This window comes from Chitinophaga sp. 01L420, from assembly GCF_056399985.1.
The window spans coordinates 315,839-332,368 of record NZ_JBFTSK010000002.1; the positions used below are offsets into that span (position 1 = coordinate 315,839).

Annotated in this window: 14 protein-coding genes; 7 read left to right on the top strand and 7 right to left on the bottom strand. The window is 45.0% G+C overall.

Annotated features, from left to right (window positions below; all coding sequences use genetic code 11):
- Positions 1-12: 12 nt before the first annotated feature.
- The gene (locus AC1DP6_RS03065; protein WP_477053521.1) at positions 13-1,014 is read left to right on the top strand and encodes an alpha/beta fold hydrolase; all 1,002 of its coding nucleotides are present in this window, start codon (positions 13-15) and stop codon (positions 1,012-1,014) included.
- A gap of 2 nt (positions 1,015-1,016) precedes the next feature.
- Here AC1DP6_RS03065 and AC1DP6_RS03070 read toward each other — a convergent pair whose 3' ends face one another.
- Both AC1DP6_RS03070 and AC1DP6_RS03075 read right to left on the bottom strand, forming a co-directional pair.
- Positions 1,017-3,251: a patatin-like phospholipase family protein gene (locus tag AC1DP6_RS03070; protein WP_477053522.1), complete on the bottom strand. Its 2,235-nt coding sequence runs from the start codon at positions 3,249-3,251 to the stop codon at positions 1,017-1,019.
- A 169-nt stretch (positions 3,252-3,420) separates the two neighbouring features.
- Positions 3,421-4,467: a COX15/CtaA family protein gene (locus AC1DP6_RS03075; protein ID WP_477053523.1), complete on the bottom strand. Its 1,047-nt coding sequence runs from the start codon at positions 4,465-4,467 to the stop codon at positions 3,421-3,423.
- A 183-nt stretch (positions 4,468-4,650) separates the two neighbouring features.
- On the opposite strand from AC1DP6_RS03075, the gene AC1DP6_RS03080 reads away from it, so the two are divergent.
- Positions 4,651-5,109: a hypothetical protein gene (locus tag AC1DP6_RS03080; RefSeq protein WP_477053524.1), complete on the top strand. Its 459-nt coding sequence runs from the start codon at positions 4,651-4,653 to the stop codon at positions 5,107-5,109.
- Positions 5,110-5,203: 94 nt separating this feature from the next.
- On the opposite strand, the gene AC1DP6_RS03085 is transcribed toward AC1DP6_RS03080, so the two are convergent.
- A complete protein-coding gene (locus tag AC1DP6_RS03085) occupies positions 5,204-8,188 on the bottom strand; it encodes a glycoside hydrolase family 3 N-terminal domain-containing protein (RefSeq protein WP_477053525.1) in 2,985 nt (994 codons plus the stop codon).
- A gap of 281 nt (positions 8,189-8,469) precedes the next feature.
- On the opposite strand from AC1DP6_RS03085, the gene AC1DP6_RS03090 reads away from it, so the two are divergent.
- The 5 genes from AC1DP6_RS03090 to AC1DP6_RS03110 all read left to right on the top strand — a co-directional run bounded on the left by AC1DP6_RS03090 (position 8,470) and on the right by AC1DP6_RS03110 (position 12,516).
- Positions 8,470-9,057 (top strand): adenylate kinase, encoded by a 588-nt coding sequence (locus AC1DP6_RS03090; protein WP_441578245.1) that lies wholly within the window; start codon positions 8,470-8,472, stop codon positions 9,055-9,057.
- 171 nt (positions 9,058-9,228) lie between these two features.
- A complete protein-coding gene (gene obgE, locus AC1DP6_RS03095) occupies positions 9,229-10,269 on the top strand; it encodes a GTPase ObgE (RefSeq protein ID WP_477023770.1) in 1,041 nt (346 codons plus the stop codon).
- 65 nt (positions 10,270-10,334) lie between these two features.
- Entirely contained in the window at positions 10,335-11,042 is a 708-nt protein-coding gene (locus tag AC1DP6_RS03100) for a hypothetical protein (RefSeq protein ID WP_477053526.1), read from the top strand.
- A 30-nt stretch (positions 11,043-11,072) separates the two neighbouring features.
- Positions 11,073-11,831, top strand: a complete 759-nt coding sequence (locus AC1DP6_RS03105; protein ID WP_477053527.1) for a hypothetical protein — start codon at positions 11,073-11,075, stop codon at positions 11,829-11,831.
- A 1-nt stretch (position 11,832) separates the two neighbouring features.
- Positions 11,833-12,516 carry a DUF2306 domain-containing protein gene (locus AC1DP6_RS03110; RefSeq protein WP_477053528.1) on the top strand — a complete coding sequence of 228 codons (684 nt, stop codon included), beginning with the start codon at positions 11,833-11,835 and terminating at the stop codon, positions 12,514-12,516.
- A 6-nt stretch (positions 12,517-12,522) separates the two neighbouring features.
- Here the strand turns inward: AC1DP6_RS03110 and AC1DP6_RS03115 are convergent, their stop codons facing one another.
- From AC1DP6_RS03115 to AC1DP6_RS03130, 4 genes are all read right to left on the bottom strand, one after another.
- Entirely contained in the window at positions 12,523-13,650 is a 1,128-nt protein-coding gene (locus tag AC1DP6_RS03115; protein WP_477053529.1) for a TPR end-of-group domain-containing protein, read from the bottom strand.
- Positions 13,651-13,792: 142 nt separating this feature from the next.
- Positions 13,793-14,335 carry a GNAT family N-acetyltransferase gene (locus AC1DP6_RS03120; RefSeq protein WP_477023775.1) on the bottom strand — a complete coding sequence of 181 codons (543 nt, stop codon included), beginning with the start codon at positions 14,333-14,335 and terminating at the stop codon, positions 13,793-13,795.
- Positions 14,322-14,687, bottom strand: coding sequence for a DUF7674 family protein (locus tag AC1DP6_RS03125; RefSeq protein WP_477053530.1), 366 nt, complete (start codon positions 14,685-14,687; stop codon positions 14,322-14,324). Before AC1DP6_RS03125 ends, AC1DP6_RS03120 begins: the two co-directional genes overlap by 14 nt.
- 377 nt (positions 14,688-15,064) lie before the next feature.
- Complete coding sequence (locus AC1DP6_RS03130; protein WP_477053531.1) at positions 15,065-16,369, bottom strand: PepSY-associated TM helix domain-containing protein; 1,305 nt, start codon at positions 16,367-16,369, stop codon at positions 15,065-15,067.
- Positions 16,370-16,530 lie beyond the last annotated feature (161 nt).

The window sequence follows — 16,530 nt, forward strand, 5'->3', positions numbered from 1 at the left end:
TAATCGACTTTTATGATGAAGAAATTATACCCGCTGGCAATAGCCTGTCTCCTATTCATTTATAACCCAATACAAGCACAACAAATACCAGCCCAGGATATCACCCTGTCACAATATAAATACCCTTTCCCCGTACATTTTCTAAAACTCCAGATACAGGGCCAACCCATACAGATGGCCTATATGGATGTACAACCATCCAGACCCAACGGTAAAACCATTGTACTCCTGCACGGCAAAAACTTCTGCGGCGCCTATTGGGATACCACTGCCGCCGACCTCAGCAATAATGGTTACCGTGTAATCATACCGGATCAGGTCGGTTTTGGTAAATCTTCCAAGCCAGCACACCTGCAATATACCTTTCAGCAACTGGCTCAAAATACCAAAGCCCTGCTGGACACCCTCCACATCAGCAAAACCGCCATACTCGGACACTCTATGGGAGGCATGCTCGCCGCACGCTTCACCCTGATGTATCCTGAAGTAACGGAGAAGCTCATCCTGGAAAATCCTATTGGATTGGAAGACTGGAAAATAAAAGTGCCGTATCAGTCAATAGATAAATGGTACAAAGCAGAGTTGCAACAGAACTACGAAAAAATCAAACAATATATGATGGACAGCTACTATGCCGGCAAGTGGTCGCCTGCATACGATAAATGGGCCCAACTCCAGGCCAGCTGGACCAGCAACCCCGATTACTCCCTGGTAGCGTGGAATTCAGCGCTTACCTACGACATGATTTTTACGCAACCTGTATTATACGAATTCGAAAATATACAAGCTCCTACCCTCCTGATCATCGGACAACGTGACCGAACCGCATTGGGCAAAGCCAATGTGCCGGAAGAGGTACGTAAAACCATGGGGAACTATCCGGAATTGGGGAATAATGCAGCCAAAAAAATTCCCCATGCAACGCTGGTCCCCATTCCAGGTGTAGGACATCTTCCCCACATTGAAGCATATGCGCAATTCATCGCTCCCCTGCTGAAGTTTTTGCAGGAATAGATTTACTGCTCCTCCAACAGCTTCACCACATATTCCAGGGCACTCTGATTAGCCGGATTGTCCAACGCATGGGCGATGTCCAGCTTTTCGCGGGAAGTCAGATGCCACGATAAAGCGGCCGCCTTATCCTGCTTCTGCGGTACATACTGGAAAATAACCCGATGAAACTTGTCGGGGAAATATCCTTCCATATAATTCAACAAATCATCCTGGTCAAAATCCTGCATAGCGCTCCAGTGCTGTTGCATGGTAAACAGCGGCTCAAACAGCAGGTCGCTGAGGTCTTTCGTCTTTTTGATCGGGGAAATATCGTTCTTGCGCGTATCGCGGATCTGTATATATACTACACCACTGGTGTTTTCATTGATCCACTTATTAAAAGTATAGAGATAGCGCAAGGTGGTTTGTTGACCGAAATTATCACGAATTCCTGCATCCATTACATCTACAATAGGATTGCTGGGCAGGAACGCGTTAGGCAGTACATAAGGGAAAGTAGCACACATACGGATAGCACTGGTAACCCGCAGATCCATAGCATCCTGCGCAGCAAAATACTGCGCGAAATCCACCCCGTCTATATCTCTTACCTGTCGCGTTGGATACAGGTATTGCGGGCTACACAAATAACTGATCGGCAGTGGTGAAATCATTAAGCGGCGCCCATCCGCGTTGATAGTGGCATTCCATATCAACATCGGAATTTCTGCATTTGCTTCCGGCTGCCGGTAATCCTTCAGGGTTTTATCCAATGCACTATCGGTATGTTCATTCAGCTGCATTTCAAAAGCATAGCCTCTGTCTTTCGCATATTGGTTTTTACCTATGCTGAAACTCCTCCAGGGTGTAATAAAATCATTTACGGCTAAGGCGGTGAAAACAGAATTAAGCAAATCCCTTGATACCTTCTCCGCATAAATTGGACTGGTAAGACGAATCGGCTTTCCCTGTTGCTGCTCATAATACAACTCCCGGAAGTAGCTGGCGCCCAGCATGCCGCCGGAAGCACCTGTCATCAACACAGTATGTTCCATTAAGCGGCCATGTAACAAGCTGTCCAGCCGCTGCATCACATTTACACTCCATGCGGCAGAACGGCTACCACCTCCACTGAAATTCATGACAATCAGTGGAGGCTTTTTATTTGCCGGAAATTTCTTTCTCCACTTATCTAAAATTTCGATGGTTTGCTTCTTATCCGCTTCATATTTTTCCCTGGTAAAAAACTGTTGCAATGCAGACACACTATATTCCGGGCGCTCCTTCTTTTGCCGGTAGTTAAGGCCATAGGCTTTGTTACGGTTATCTACCCAGTTATGTTCTACCATCCAGTTGAGGCCAAACAGCATCACCAGCAAAATAGGAATAGACCAGGTTTGCAACATATAAGAATAGGCCCCTGCCACACCAATGAGGAATGCAAAGAAGATCAGTACACTACCACCAGCGGGAATCCGGAATACATCATAATCCATCATATAGGCCAGTATCATCAGAAAAATCAGGGAACACCCTACGGTGATTATGGCAGCAAAATGGTGCTGTTTTAGGATACTGTCGAGGTAGTGCTTGTTGTAGTGATCTACATTTCTGGCCCTCCGTATGCGCCAGGGTGTAGAAAAGTAGTTATGCACCGGCAGCGCATTTTCATCAGGCTCCTGTGTGGGCTTCATGATCATACGCAAAAAGTTGCGCGGATTTCCGAAACGCTTTTCCAGACGGCGACCGATATTTTTATCTGCATTAAAAAAATAAAAGAAGCAGAAAAAGAAAATAAACAATACCCCACAGATAAAACCTTCTCCCAGCAACAGGATATCGGGAATAGAGCTCAGTTCTTCATAACGTTGGTATTCCCACCCGCGGTAAAGCATGCTGAGAATAAATACCATGGGAATAATCGCATTATTCAGGCAATACCTGAAAAACGGCTGGGAAGTAGTGGCCAGAAATTTAAACCGGCCAGTATGCAGAATGAAAGTGGTGATTTGCCAGCTCATGATAAACATGCCTGTGGCCAATCCTAATATGGTAGTGCTGTAGAAATTTACTTTGCCCAGATATTCCGGGGCGAGGTACAATGCATCTCCTCCAAACACCTTGGCAAAACCGCCATTGATGGTGCTAAACAGTATCACCCAAAAAATAAGTAACACCTGGTACTTCCTGAAATGCAGGAGCAGTAGCTGTATAGGGAAAGAATAGTAAGTTTTTATCAGTAATAACTTCACCTTCATCAGACGATTATTACAAATAAACCTACGGAAAATTTACGGAATAATAGATTTTAAAGCGTAAAGCAGAAGGCAAAAAGCTATTGAGGCGAATGAGCTAAGCAGGTTATTAACCTTTCGCTTTAATCATTCGCCTCAATAGCTTTTTGCCTTCTGCCTTCTGCTTTACGCTTTATTTAGTGGTTCCTCTGCTGAGGAAAAGTGTCCATATCAGCGAAAGCAATAACAACATACCCACGCCCTGGTGCAATATACCATAGCTGATAGGTATTTTAACCTGGCTGTTTAACAAGGTAAGTACGCCCAGCAGCACCTGTAATAAAACCAGCAACAACGGCAAATAGCGGATGGTATGCAGTTGACTGTTAGTCGGCGTTTGAGCTGATTTCCACCACCAGATAGCAATCAGGAGGGTGATCAGATACGCCAGGCAACGATGTATAAATTGAATGGTAATCGGATTATGTGCAATATCTGTAGCAAAGCTTCCTTGTGAAAACATGCCATCGGGTATCCATGCACCGTTGATATCCGGCCAGGTACTTGCCACCAGTGCCGTATGCAGTCCGGCCATGAAGGCGCCATATACCAGCTGTATCACCAATAATACCAATAACCAGATATTCAGTTTCTTTAAAGCAGGCACCTCCAGTATTTCCACCGGGCGGACGCTGAGTTTCAGCGCAAACCAGAACACATAGGCCAGCAGCACCAATGCGGAAATAAAATGGATAGCCAAACGGATATGGTTCACATATAAGTTTTCTTCGTTCAGGCCGCTCATTACCATCACCCATCCTATCAATCCCTGCAAACCGCCCAGCACAAATAATATGATCATAGGATTGATCATACTCTTATTGATCTTCTTCTTAATAATGAAATAAATGAAAGGCACAATAAATACCAGCCCCATTAACCGGGCCCAGTCGCGGTGCAGCCATTCCCAAAAGAAGATAAACTTAAAGTCAGATAAGGTAAAGTGACTATTTACATATTGATATTGCGCTATTTTTTTATAGCCCTCAAACGCGCGTTCCCATGCGGCTTCATTCATAGGCGGAAATGCGCCTAGCAGCGGCTGCCATTCAGTGATGGATAACCCCGACCCGGTCAAACGGGTAATTCCGCCTAGCAATACCTGCACGATCAACATGCCCACACCAATATATAACCAGATGGCTACCGGGCGATTATTCTTTATTGTAACTGCTTCCATAAACGCTGCAAAAATAGGGAATGAATGGCGAACAAGTCCCCTAAATACTCACATTATTTTAACAAAGGCGTAATGTTCTGTTAACCCACAGATCGGAGCTTTGCATCGAAAATATAAGGCACCATTGTATTAGCTAATACCGCCCTCATTAAAAAAGAAGAAAACAATAAAAAAAATAAAGTCATGAAACACTTACGTTTTGTTTTTTTAGCACCCAAAGCAGCATTGTTATTACTTGTTACTATTTTGTTTCCAATTTTGCACGCAGCAGCACAGTCTAAAGCATTTGCTTATAATGTAGCCAGACATACTGTGAACGAGAAGCCAGGCAACTTTGCACCAGTTGAATCTTTCAATGTTCACATTATACAGGTACAAAAAGATCAACTGTTATTTCAACTTTCTGTGGACAATCCAGGCAACGAAAAGTTAACACTTTACATAAAAGACAATTTCAATAACACACTGCACCGCGAAATACTGCCGGCAACCCTTCGTTTTGAAGCACGCTACAACCTTGCCTCTCTGGAAGACGGCGACTACGTTTTCGAAATCAGAAGCGGAAAAAACAAACTGGCGGAAAAAGCAATTGCTATAAAAACACAGACACTCGTTAACAGGAATGTTTCTGTAATCGAGTAATCGAAAAGCTTAAAGTAAAAAGCTACTAAAGCAAATGACCAGAGCAAAGGATTTAATTCCGCTCTGGTCATTTGCTTTAGTAGCTTTTGGCTCATTACTTCCGAACCGACTCATACACCGCTTCAAACATTTTTTCGCGGGTATGTAAGGCGGTTAATTTCGTATTAGCGCCACCGTTAGGATACACCCGATTACTGAGGAATATAAATATAATCCCTGAACCAGGATCCGCCCATACACAGGTACCGGTGTAGCCGGTATGCCCAAATGTAGCAGCAGAAGCACTTTTAGCCGGATACGGTTCCCGGCGGGTAGCATTATCCTTTTCCGGCTTGTCAAAGCCCAAACCACGGCGGCTGATAGTACTGTTATATGCTGTAAACAACTGCACCGTTTCCGGCTTTATATATTGTACCCCATTAAAAGAGCCTTTATTCAGTAACATCTGCATGATAACACCCAGGTCATTGGCATTGGAAAATAATCCGGCATGTCCGGCTACTCCGCCAAACATGGCGGCGCCAGGGTCATGTACATCGCCTCTCAACTGCTGCATCCGGAAAGAATATTCGTGTTCTGTAGGTACAATTTCTGATAAAGCAAAACGCTCCCTTGGCAAAAAGCCCGTGGTGGCCAACCCCATAGGGGTATAAAATGTTTCCCGCACATAGTCATTCAGTTTTTTACCGGTTAACTGCTCCACAATTTTTCCCAGGAAAATATAATCACAGTCGCTGTACACATATCCCTGTCGGGGCGACAGCTTACTATCCAGGATTTTTTTCCAGAGTGTATCTACATAGCTGTTTTCCATGTACATCTGATCTGCCACACGGATGCCATGTGCCGGATCTGGTGCCGTATGATACAGGATTGTATCAGGGTAACCGCTGGGATATAATGTCTCTTTATAAAAAGGAATAAAAGGCACTAACCCTGCCTGGTGCAATAAAATATCGCGGATGCGCAATCCTGCTTTGTCGGTACCCAGCACCAGGGGCAGATATACACCCAATGTAGCATCAAGATTTAATTTCCCTTCATCGTACAAACGCATCACGGCCAGTGTAGTAGCGCATATTTTGGTAACGGAGGCCAGATCATAGATAGATTGCGGGGAAACCGGCTCTGCTTTGTTATACTCATAATGACCGAAGCAGTGGTTATACACCACTTTTCCATCTTTCATGGCCAGCACCTGCGCACCAGGAGCGGCTGTGCGGGCAATCATATCATTGGCAAAACCATCAATCTTTACCAATGTCTGTTCATCCATACCAGCTTCCTTGGCTGTTGCCACCGGTAAAATGGTAAACTGATTCACCTTGTAGGTGATGCCGGTACCGGAAGGCAGCGCAGGACATACCGTCACCGGCAGTTTGCCGGAAGGACCCAGTTTACCAAACAGGAGGTCTGCCGCTGCTTTTTGTGTGGTGCTATCGTCTTCATAGGCGGCAATGATAGCAGGAGCATCGCAGAAATACTGGATGGCGTAAGGGTTACCAAATGCGATGGTCACGGATGGCATTTCTGACTGCAGCTGCCGGATGATAAGCCGCTCCGCCATGGTGAGTCCGAAATTATTTGCCGGACGACGGCTGTAGTCATGCAGACTGATAATAACAGCCTTATAATCGCGCTGGATGCGGGATACGATAGGTGCAATCTGATCTACCGACTGCCGGGAAGTAAAAATAAATGCATCCGTGCTAGGTTTATATTCTTTCACGGTTTGCAGGAAAGTGTTGCTGGCATCGGCTCCTATTGCAATAACGGCCAGCTTTTGCTGGGTCATGGCCGGAGAAAACGGCACCAGTTTTTTATCGTTACGTACCAGGGTGATGGCGCTTTCTGCGATGCGTTTGCGTAGCGCATCTGTATTCGCATTGAGGTCGGCTGCCAGGTTGTTGGTATCAATAAGCTGTGGCTTCCACAGTCCCAGGTTGTATTTGGCGCGCAATACTTTCTTTACGCGGGCATCTACTTCTTCCTGGTCTATTTTGCCCGCTTTAATGGCTTTTTGGATGGCGTCCACACTGCCGGCGGCAGTAGAGGGTAATATCATCAGGTCGTTGCCCGCAAGCAGCGACTGTAAGGATTCCTGTCCTTTGGTGTAGAATTTTGCGATGCCTTTCATTTCGAGTGCATCGGTTATAATCAGTCCTTTGTAACCCAATTCATTTTTCAGCAGTTTTGTAACCGCATTGTAAGAAATGGAGGTGGGTGTATTGAGCTTTCTATCGATAGATGGGATATAAAGGTGAGCAATCATAATAGATCCCACACCAGCAGCAATGGCTTCGCGGAAAGGATATAGCTCCAGTGAATCTAGTTGTTCCCTTGTTTTATTGATGGTAGGTAAATCGAGATGTGAGTCCACGTTGGTGTCGCCATGACCTGGAAAGTGTTTGGCGCAGGCCATTATGCCGGCATCCTGCATTCCTCTGATGGTGGCTACGCCCATGCGGGCTACCTGGTATTTGTTTTCACCGAAGGAGCGGTCATTGATCACCGGGTTGGAAGGATTGTTATTCACATCCATGTCTGGGGCAAAGTCGATGTGGATACCTATGCGGCGGCATTGTTCGCCCATAATTTTTCCGGCATCATAAGCCAGGGCGGTATCCTGTACGGCGCCTATCATCATATTACGGGGCAGGGAGATCACACTATCCAGGCGCATGCCCAGACCCCATTCCCCGTCTATGGCCACCAGTAATGGTACTTTAGAGATAGATTGATAGTAGTTAGTAAGGCCGGCTTGTCTTACCGGGCCACCCTGGAAGAAGATGACGCCGCCGACTTTATTATCCTGGATGTCTTTTATAACGGCGTTCACATGGTCGGGGCCCAGGTTAGAGTGGGCTCTTATCATGATCAGTTGTGCGATGCGTTCATCTGGGGTGAGTGACTGAAATACACTGTCTGCCCATTGCGAGGCTTTGTCCTGCTGCGGTGCCGCAGTTTGTGCGGTGGTTTTCTTTTGTTTCTTTTTGTCCTTAAATACCAAGGGCGCAGAAATGGCGCTCCCGGTCATCATCAAGCCGGTTAGTCCTGCAACCAATATTTGTTTCCTCATATCATAAACTTACAAATATTCAGTCGTAAATCCAGAGCTGGCACACTGAATATCAAAGAATTACTAATAATAATCATATGATTTTGTTAGATAGAAAGTATTTCATTAAATTAGGATAGCCTGTTGAAGATAATTTAGGTATTCTGGTTAAAAATTAAATTATGTTTACTATTTTGTCAGAATATTTACATTTAGTTCAATCAATCGTAATTTTAATTACCAATACATTCATCTGTTTCATATATTTGCAGCCTTGCGAGTAAAGTAGATTTTAATTAAACATGGTCAATCTCATTTTATTTGGCCCTCCCGGTAGCGGCAAGGGTACACAAAGTGCTAATATTATCCAGAAGTACGGACTTATTCATCTGTCTACCGGCGATTTGCTTCGCAGTGAGATTGGTGATAAAACGCCACTGGGTCTTGAGGCCAAGAAATTCATGGATCAGGGTACTTTGGTACCTGATGAAGTGGTGATTGGCATGATTAGTTCCAAGCTGGAAGCTAATCCTGAAGCGCGTGGTTTCATTTTCGATGGTTTCCCCCGTACCACTGCGCAGGCAGAGGCGCTGGATAAGCTGTTGTCCCTGAAAAAAACGGCTATTTCAGTAGTGCTGTCTCTGGAAGTACCGGAAGATGCGCTGATCAAGCGTTTGCTGAACCGAGGTTTAACCTCCGGCCGTAGCGATGATGCTTCTGAAGAAGTAGTAAAGGCACGTATAGTAGAATATCATAACAAAACCGCTCCTGTGGCTGATCACTATGCCAAATTCGGCAAATTCAAAAAAGTGAAAGGTGATGGTACAGAAGGGGAAGTCTTCGAACTGTTGTCCAAAGAACTGGACGAACTCGTAGGAGAAAGAGTATAGTTGTAGGCGGAATACCGCTATCACAAAGACTTTTAACATCTTATTATACAACGCAAAGATTGTAAGTAGACAGCTCTTGGCACAGGATGGTGCTAATTAGCTTAAACTTCACGATCTTTGCGTTTTGTTTTTCTGTTGTTATGGAAGCAACAGACTTAAAATCCGAGAATAGTGGAAAAAGCGAATTTCGTAGATTATATCCGTGTATTTTGTAAATCCGGGAAAGGTGGCGCAGGCAGTTTGCACTTTATGCGAACCAAATTTAATGCGCAGGCCGGCCCTGATGGCGGCGATGGCGGCAGAGGCGGGCATGTTATTTTAAGAGGAAATTCACAGCTGTGGACCCTCCTGCATCTCCGCTGGCACAAAAACCTGCTGGCAGAAGACGGCGAAAATGGTAGCGGCGACAACTGTACCGGCCGTTTTGGTAAGGATATTATCATTGAAGTGCCGCTGGGTACACAAGCGAAAGATGAAGAAACCGGTCGCGTAGAAGCTGAAATTCTGCACGACGGACAGGAAGTTATCTGGATTCCGGGTGGACAAGGTGGTAAAGGCAATGCCTATTTCAAATCTGCCACCAACCAAACACCGGAATATGCACAACCAGGTATGCCAGGTACTGAAGGCTGGAAAGTAGTAGAATTAAAGGTGTTGGCAGATGTAGGCCTTGTTGGCTTTCCCAATGCCGGAAAATCTACCCTACTGTCTACTATTACCGCCGCCAAACCTAAAGTGGCCGACTACGCCTTTACTACGCTCACCCCTCAGCTGGGCATGGTGGAATACCGAGACAGCAAATCATTCTGTATAGCAGATTTGCCGGGTATCATTGAAGGTGCGCATGAAGGAAAAGGATTAGGACACCGATTTTTACGACATATTGAAAGAAACGCCGTATTATTATTCCTTATTCCAGCAGATAGTGCAGATCACCGCAAAGATTTTGAGGTACTGGTAAATGAGCTGGAACAATATAATCCCGAATTGCTGGATAAACAGTTTCTGCTGGCCATCAGTAAAAGCGATATGCTGGATGATGAGCTGAAAGCCGCTATATCAGCGGAGCTACCGGAAGATGTACCACACGTGTTTATCTCCTCTGTTACCAACCAGGGCCTCAGTGAATTGAAGGATATTTTGTGGGAAGCCCTTAACAGAAAAATAGATACTCCCGGTACCGTAGATGTAGATAAGGTAGACGCAGAGTAACTGTTTCCGGATTTACGGGGAAAACTATTTCTGACGCCAATGTTCGTTACAGTATCCCGTATACCATGAAAACATCCTTTTTTCTTGCAGCGACACTGATGTTGCTGCCGGCCTGCCAACATTCCGCCAAGCCAGAAAAGGCGAGACCGGTCCAGATTGATACAATGCAGCTGATAGCTCCGCCGGCAACATCAGTGAAAGTAGCTTCCAATGAAGTATATGTAGTGAGCCGAGATTCTACTACGTATATCCGTTTCGGTGATAGCTATTTTTCACTTGACTGGGTAAAACCGGATGCAAAACGCAACGATTTCGAATTGCATCCGGACACGCTCTATTTCCTGCTGGATCGCCTACATAGTATTGAAGGACAAATGTTGGCCGTCACCACCGGAGAAGCTGAAAAGATCAATGTATCCCAATGCTATGAAACCAGCGCCATTATTGAGCAGGAACCCTTGCTCAACTGGAAACATTATCGTTCCCCCTGGGAGTCGCTTAGCGCCGAAGCCAGCAACTTCTTCATCTGTAAAAAATATTCCGCTGCAGAAAAAACCAGGTTCCCTCCTGCCAGTATCTCCAGCTTACAACAACATATCAAACAACACGGCACTTCTTCTCAATATGCACTGATTGCACAACTGGATAATTTCCCCGCGCCCCCCGTTCGCATAGCCATCAGCCGCTACTATATCCGGCTGGACGGACTCACTAAAAAGACCACCAATAAAATCAATAAACTGCTCATTATTGAGGTATCATTTAAAGGCTGATAAAAATTATATTTACAAAAAATATACCCTGTGAAATTATTAACCAGTTCTCTTCTGGCCGCCCTGCTGTTTTTTTTCGCCTGCAAACCTGCGGCAGACAAGAGCAGCGACAAGCCCGCAAACGATGACAGTCTTGCTATCAGTAAACTACCTGGCACCTATATGGGCGACTTCGGTGGCGCACCTATCTACATTACACTGAACTACTCTAATGGTAAACAGGTAGCCGGATATAATGTGCATAAAGGATTACGCCGCAACCTGCGGGGAGAACTAAAAAAAGATAATGATAACTGGGTGATCACCCTGAGTGAACCCGGCGATCATCCCTTTGACGGGAAATTCGACCTTACCTTCGATCACCTGTTTGCCAAAGGAAAAGGAACCTGGACACCTTTGAACAATAATACCCTGAAAGAAAAATCTTTTGTGCTGGAGCCATCCAGTGGTAAAGGGCAAGAGGAATTTGGCATGCATGGAAATACCTTCAATCAATTCCTGATTGAATCGTCTAACTCCAAAAGTGACCTTACCTTCAATGTGGATGGTAGCTGCCTATTACAACTCTACGAAAAAGTAACCGACTCCACATTTGCCGAACAAATGATGAAGGTCAGGGGCACTTATCAAAAATCCAATGATAGCACGCTCGTTATTACCTGGGAAAAGAATTCGCATTTTCCAGAACGGACCAACACCTACAAAATGATAACCGGCAACAATGACGATGGGAGCACTTATTATTATGGCGTAAAGATTGACAGCTCAGAATTTGTAGAGGGACCATAATATGCGGCTACTGAAGAGAATAGGATGGATACTAACAGCAACGGCTATACTTTACGGGGCATGGCTGATGCTGTTACTCACCATTCCTTATGCAGCGTTTGAAAAGTATACCGATTTTCTCATCACCAAACAAAGAGTATACCCTATCCGCCACTGGCGCATTAGCTTCTACGTTCACATCTTCGTAAGCATCACTGTACTGATAACAGGATTGCTTCAATTCAGCAAATACCTGCTGGATAAGTATCCCCGACTACACCGAAACAGCGGAAAAATTTATGCACTGGTAGTTATTACCCTCAGTGGCCCAACCGGACTTATCATGGGGTTTTATGCCAATGGGGGGTTCTATGCACGTATCAGTTTCGTACTATTATCCCTGCTCTGGATCGCCTTTACCATTATGGGCTGGAGAACAGCAATGCAGGCCCGCTGGCCGGAACATATTACCTGGATGCTCCGTAGCTACGCCCTCACCCTGTCTGCGCTTACCCTCCGGCTGTATGCCTTAGTGCTGGGCTTGATGCATATGCCGCTAAGACCGGCAACGGCCTACATCATTATTTCCTGGTTAAGCTGGACGTTGAATTTGTTGTTAGCAGAGCTGCTGTTGAAGCGGGTATTTATAAAGAGGATGGGGATAACTCCTGCGGCGTCTCCAGGAGGAAACACCGCAGTATTATAAATTTGATTAGTGGTTCAATGCCAGTTGTTGCGTTTTAGCTGAAAAGTGGCCATCATCTGTAATAGCGAAAGCTGTCTTTTTTAGTTCTGTTCTGGACTTTTCCACATTATCTATGTACCCGGCATTAGCGGGGTCCTTTTCATATTCAACCTTATACTCCGTTACCGTAAAATCACTATTACCGGCAATGGTCAATGTACAATAAGGGTCTTCTATTATCTTTTGCCCGGATACCAGCATTTTTTCTATGATCTTTCCCGCGTTATCATAACTTACCATAAAGTAATATGCAGGAGCATCTGTGATGCTGTCTTCACCCTCCACTATTTCATCACTAACTGCATAGATCAATGTTTTAAAGGCTTCTGCTTTTTTCACCAGCCCTACATAATAAAAAGAGCTGCCCACATCCCTCGAAAATTTTGAATCCCGCATTTCTGCTACATACATTTCAAAATCATACGAAATAAAATTCTTTCCAAGTTGCTTCCCATATCCTGTATCAATGGTCAAAGGTATAGGTAGCTGTTTGAACTGATTAGCAAAAAGATTCCATTCCAGTTTTTCAGCATCACCGGCGCCACTGAAAGCGGCTATGATTTCTGTTTTAAAATTGTAGTTGTCCCTGAAATACGCCAGGTCCGGATCTGACATGATATTTTTCATGTTGTTGTATCCAAATTCAATGGCGGCCAACAGATTATAGCGGGAAGAATCTATGTTTTCTGAGAGAGAATATGCACACGCTTTATTATACAACACTTTTGACAACGGCTTGTAGTCCAATAGTTCTGCCATATTATAGGCAAGAATAGCTTCCTTTACTTTACGGGTATCCAGGAGAGCATTGCCCAGTTCATAATAACTTTTAGCCTGTGGTTGCAACAAAATAGACTTGATAAATTTATCTATGCTGCCTTTGGCGTTTTTCTTATTGCGGTATATATCTATGCCTTTCAGGAATTCTTTCTCGGCAGCATTATTTTTTTCGGAAGAATTGGCCGCGACCCATTTTACCGAATCGGCATTGTAAATACTGGATAAGCTGAGTTTTGCTGATTGACTGTCTTTACTCCCTGATTGATGACAGGAGGCTAACAGTGCACAAAAAGCAAACAAAAATACTAAGCGCATAAGGATAGGATTTGGGATATAAAGATATGGAAGAAAACCCTCGTTTTATCATACTTACGCGAGAAAACCGGCAATGCAAAGGCATCGCCGGTTTGAGGTTATTGGCTGTAATTTTCACCGTAAAGGGTTCTCCTGCTCACACTTATTGCGGATGAAACAGCATGGCAGTACACAAACAATTCCTGTAATTTTTTCCTGCCAGGATAGGATAGTTTACGCAACTCTTACACCCCTCCCAAAAGAGCGGGTCCTGAGTAATCTGATCATACGTCACCGGCTCAAAACCCAGTCTGGTGTTTAATTTCATGACCGCTAAGCCGGTGGTGATACTAAATATTTTTGCAGCCGGATACAGCACTCTGCTTAACTCGAATATTTTATTTTTAATAGCAGCAGCCACTTTCATTCCCCGGAATGCCGGCGCCACAATCAATCCACTGTTGGATACGAAGTGGCCCTCTTCCCATGACTGTATGTAGGAAAATCCTGCCCAGATACCATCTGCCGTAAAGGCGATCACCGCTTTTCCTTCCAGGATCTTTTTCCTGATAGCGGCTGGATCTCTTTTGGCAATACCTGTACCGCGTGCTTTGGCAGATGCTTCCATCTCCGCAACAATGGGTAGTGCAAAATCAACGTCCATGGCCGTAGCCATGCGGACGACAATCTCCTCATCTGTTTCCATTACCTGTAAGTTGATGTTGTATGTAAAGTGGATAAAGTGCATCGGGAAYAAGAGAATACATCCGGATTCTGCTCACGGCATCTGCCAGCGGAATGCTGCAGAGTGCCGGCAAAAAAACACGGGTGATAGCTTCTCTTACCACGGCATTGCCCCGCTCATATAATTTACCTGCCAGTTGCAAACATTTGCCTGCTACCAGGAAGTTTTGCTCCCTCAGTTGCCTGTCTGTGTATTCACTCAGGCAACTAACGGTATCGTATATATGAAATATAGCGGGAAACTGGTGTAATGCTTTTCTTAATGCCGGTATTGTGTCTTCAATACAGGCCGGTACTTCATATTGATTAATCATGGGTCATCGTTTTACACTTTGTGTAATATTTCAGCAAGAATAGAAATCGTAATAACGCCGATAGCTATATAGTACATCGCTTTATGATTAGGTACCGGCGGCTTTGGATAGGCTCGCATTGTTGTTACATTTCTTACTATATGCCAAATGCTATTCCATATTCCGCGCAAGGAATGTTAAAACTTAGTACAGGAAAGGGTTTGCAAAGAAAATGTTAAAGACCGGCCGGGCCGAAAACAGGAAAAAGCCTACCGTTTCTGAAGGGTATTTTCAGAAACGGAAATCCGGGGAGGTAATAAGGAAAGAAGAGAGATAAACAAAAAGCGGTTATCTCCGCTTTTGAGATAACCGCTTTTACTTTCGGGAACACTATTTCTTTAGGCGACCTGCTTCGCAACGTCTTCCTGCGGAACCGCCGGGACCTTTGTTTTCTTTTTCTTCTTCCGGGTTCTGTTAAGCCACATAATGGTACCGGTAGTTGGAAAAATGACACCCAGCAGGGCCACGAACAGAGCTAATATTTTAGAGGGCATACCAAAAATAGCACCCGTATGCAGGGGCTTAATGGTACCCCGGATCTTTTGTCCGAGGTTTCTTTGCGCAAAAGTTTGTGACTGCAACACCTTTCCGCTGAACTGGTCCAGGTAATAAGTGGTGGTAGYGGCCTCCTGGAATGCGTTGGCGGGGAGCAGACTCACCATAAAAGAAGCGGTACTGTCCTTCGGCGCTGAAAGGGTATAGAAAATGGCATCCGGCACGCTTTGTCTGACTGTAGCCAATGCGGTTTCATAAGAAATGTGCTTACCTTCCGGCACTGCCGCTGGCGCAGACACCGGCGCCGCCATGGGCTTGGGAGAAGTACTCAACATGGCATACAGTCCATTACTGAACCACTCATACGACCAGGTTAAACCGGTAAAAGCAGATACAAAGAGGAATATGGCCGCATAAAAGCCCAGCACTACGTGCAGATCATGGTTTAGGCGTTTCCAGCCTCCGTCCCACTTCACTTTAATACGTTGCTTAAAAATATTACGTGTCTTAGGCCACCATAATACGATACCGGTAATCAGAATAAATACAAATATCAGGGTACTGGCGCCAGTAATAACTTTACCGGTAGGACCGGCCAACAGCCAACGGTGCAGGGAAAATATCTGGTAATAAAATGTTTGCTGATAACTGTATAACTCCACCACTTTTCCGGTGTAGGGATTTACAAAAGCGGTGCGGCCACCTTTTTCCTTTTTAGGAGCGCCTTTTTCAGCGCCTGCTGATTTGTCTTTCTTTTCTGATTGGGATATTGCTTTCACATCTCCCTGGGCATTTTCTTTAGCCTCCGCTCTTCCTTCCCCTTTCCCTTCTTTCCTTCCTTCTCCTTTACCCTCTTTCTTTCCGCCTTTCTTGCCTTCTTCCAGCAGCACCTGCAGCGTCCGGGTAGGATCTGCAAATACCTGTATACGGGAAATACCGGCGCCTGGCACCTGCTGTTTTACCATCTCAGCCACCTTGTCCAGTGGTAAGCGTTCTCCGGAAGGCTGAATGTAATAACGGCCCTGATTAAATGCTTCTGTTAACTCTTTTTCAAATACCAGTAATGCGCCGGTTAGGCAGCTGATGGTGATTACCAGGCCTGCAGTAAGACCCAGGTATAAGTGAATGCGTCTAAAAAAAATTTTCATATTCAAACTGGTCGTAGCCTCAAAGAAACTACACGCGCGGGGTATTATACGAGCGAAAAGGGAAAAAGATTTATCTAATGCGGAATTTTTTGGGGTAGAGAAGGTTGGTGCCCGGTGGACGTTTTATTGGCAACGCATCGTAAATCTACACTGGCAGCCGT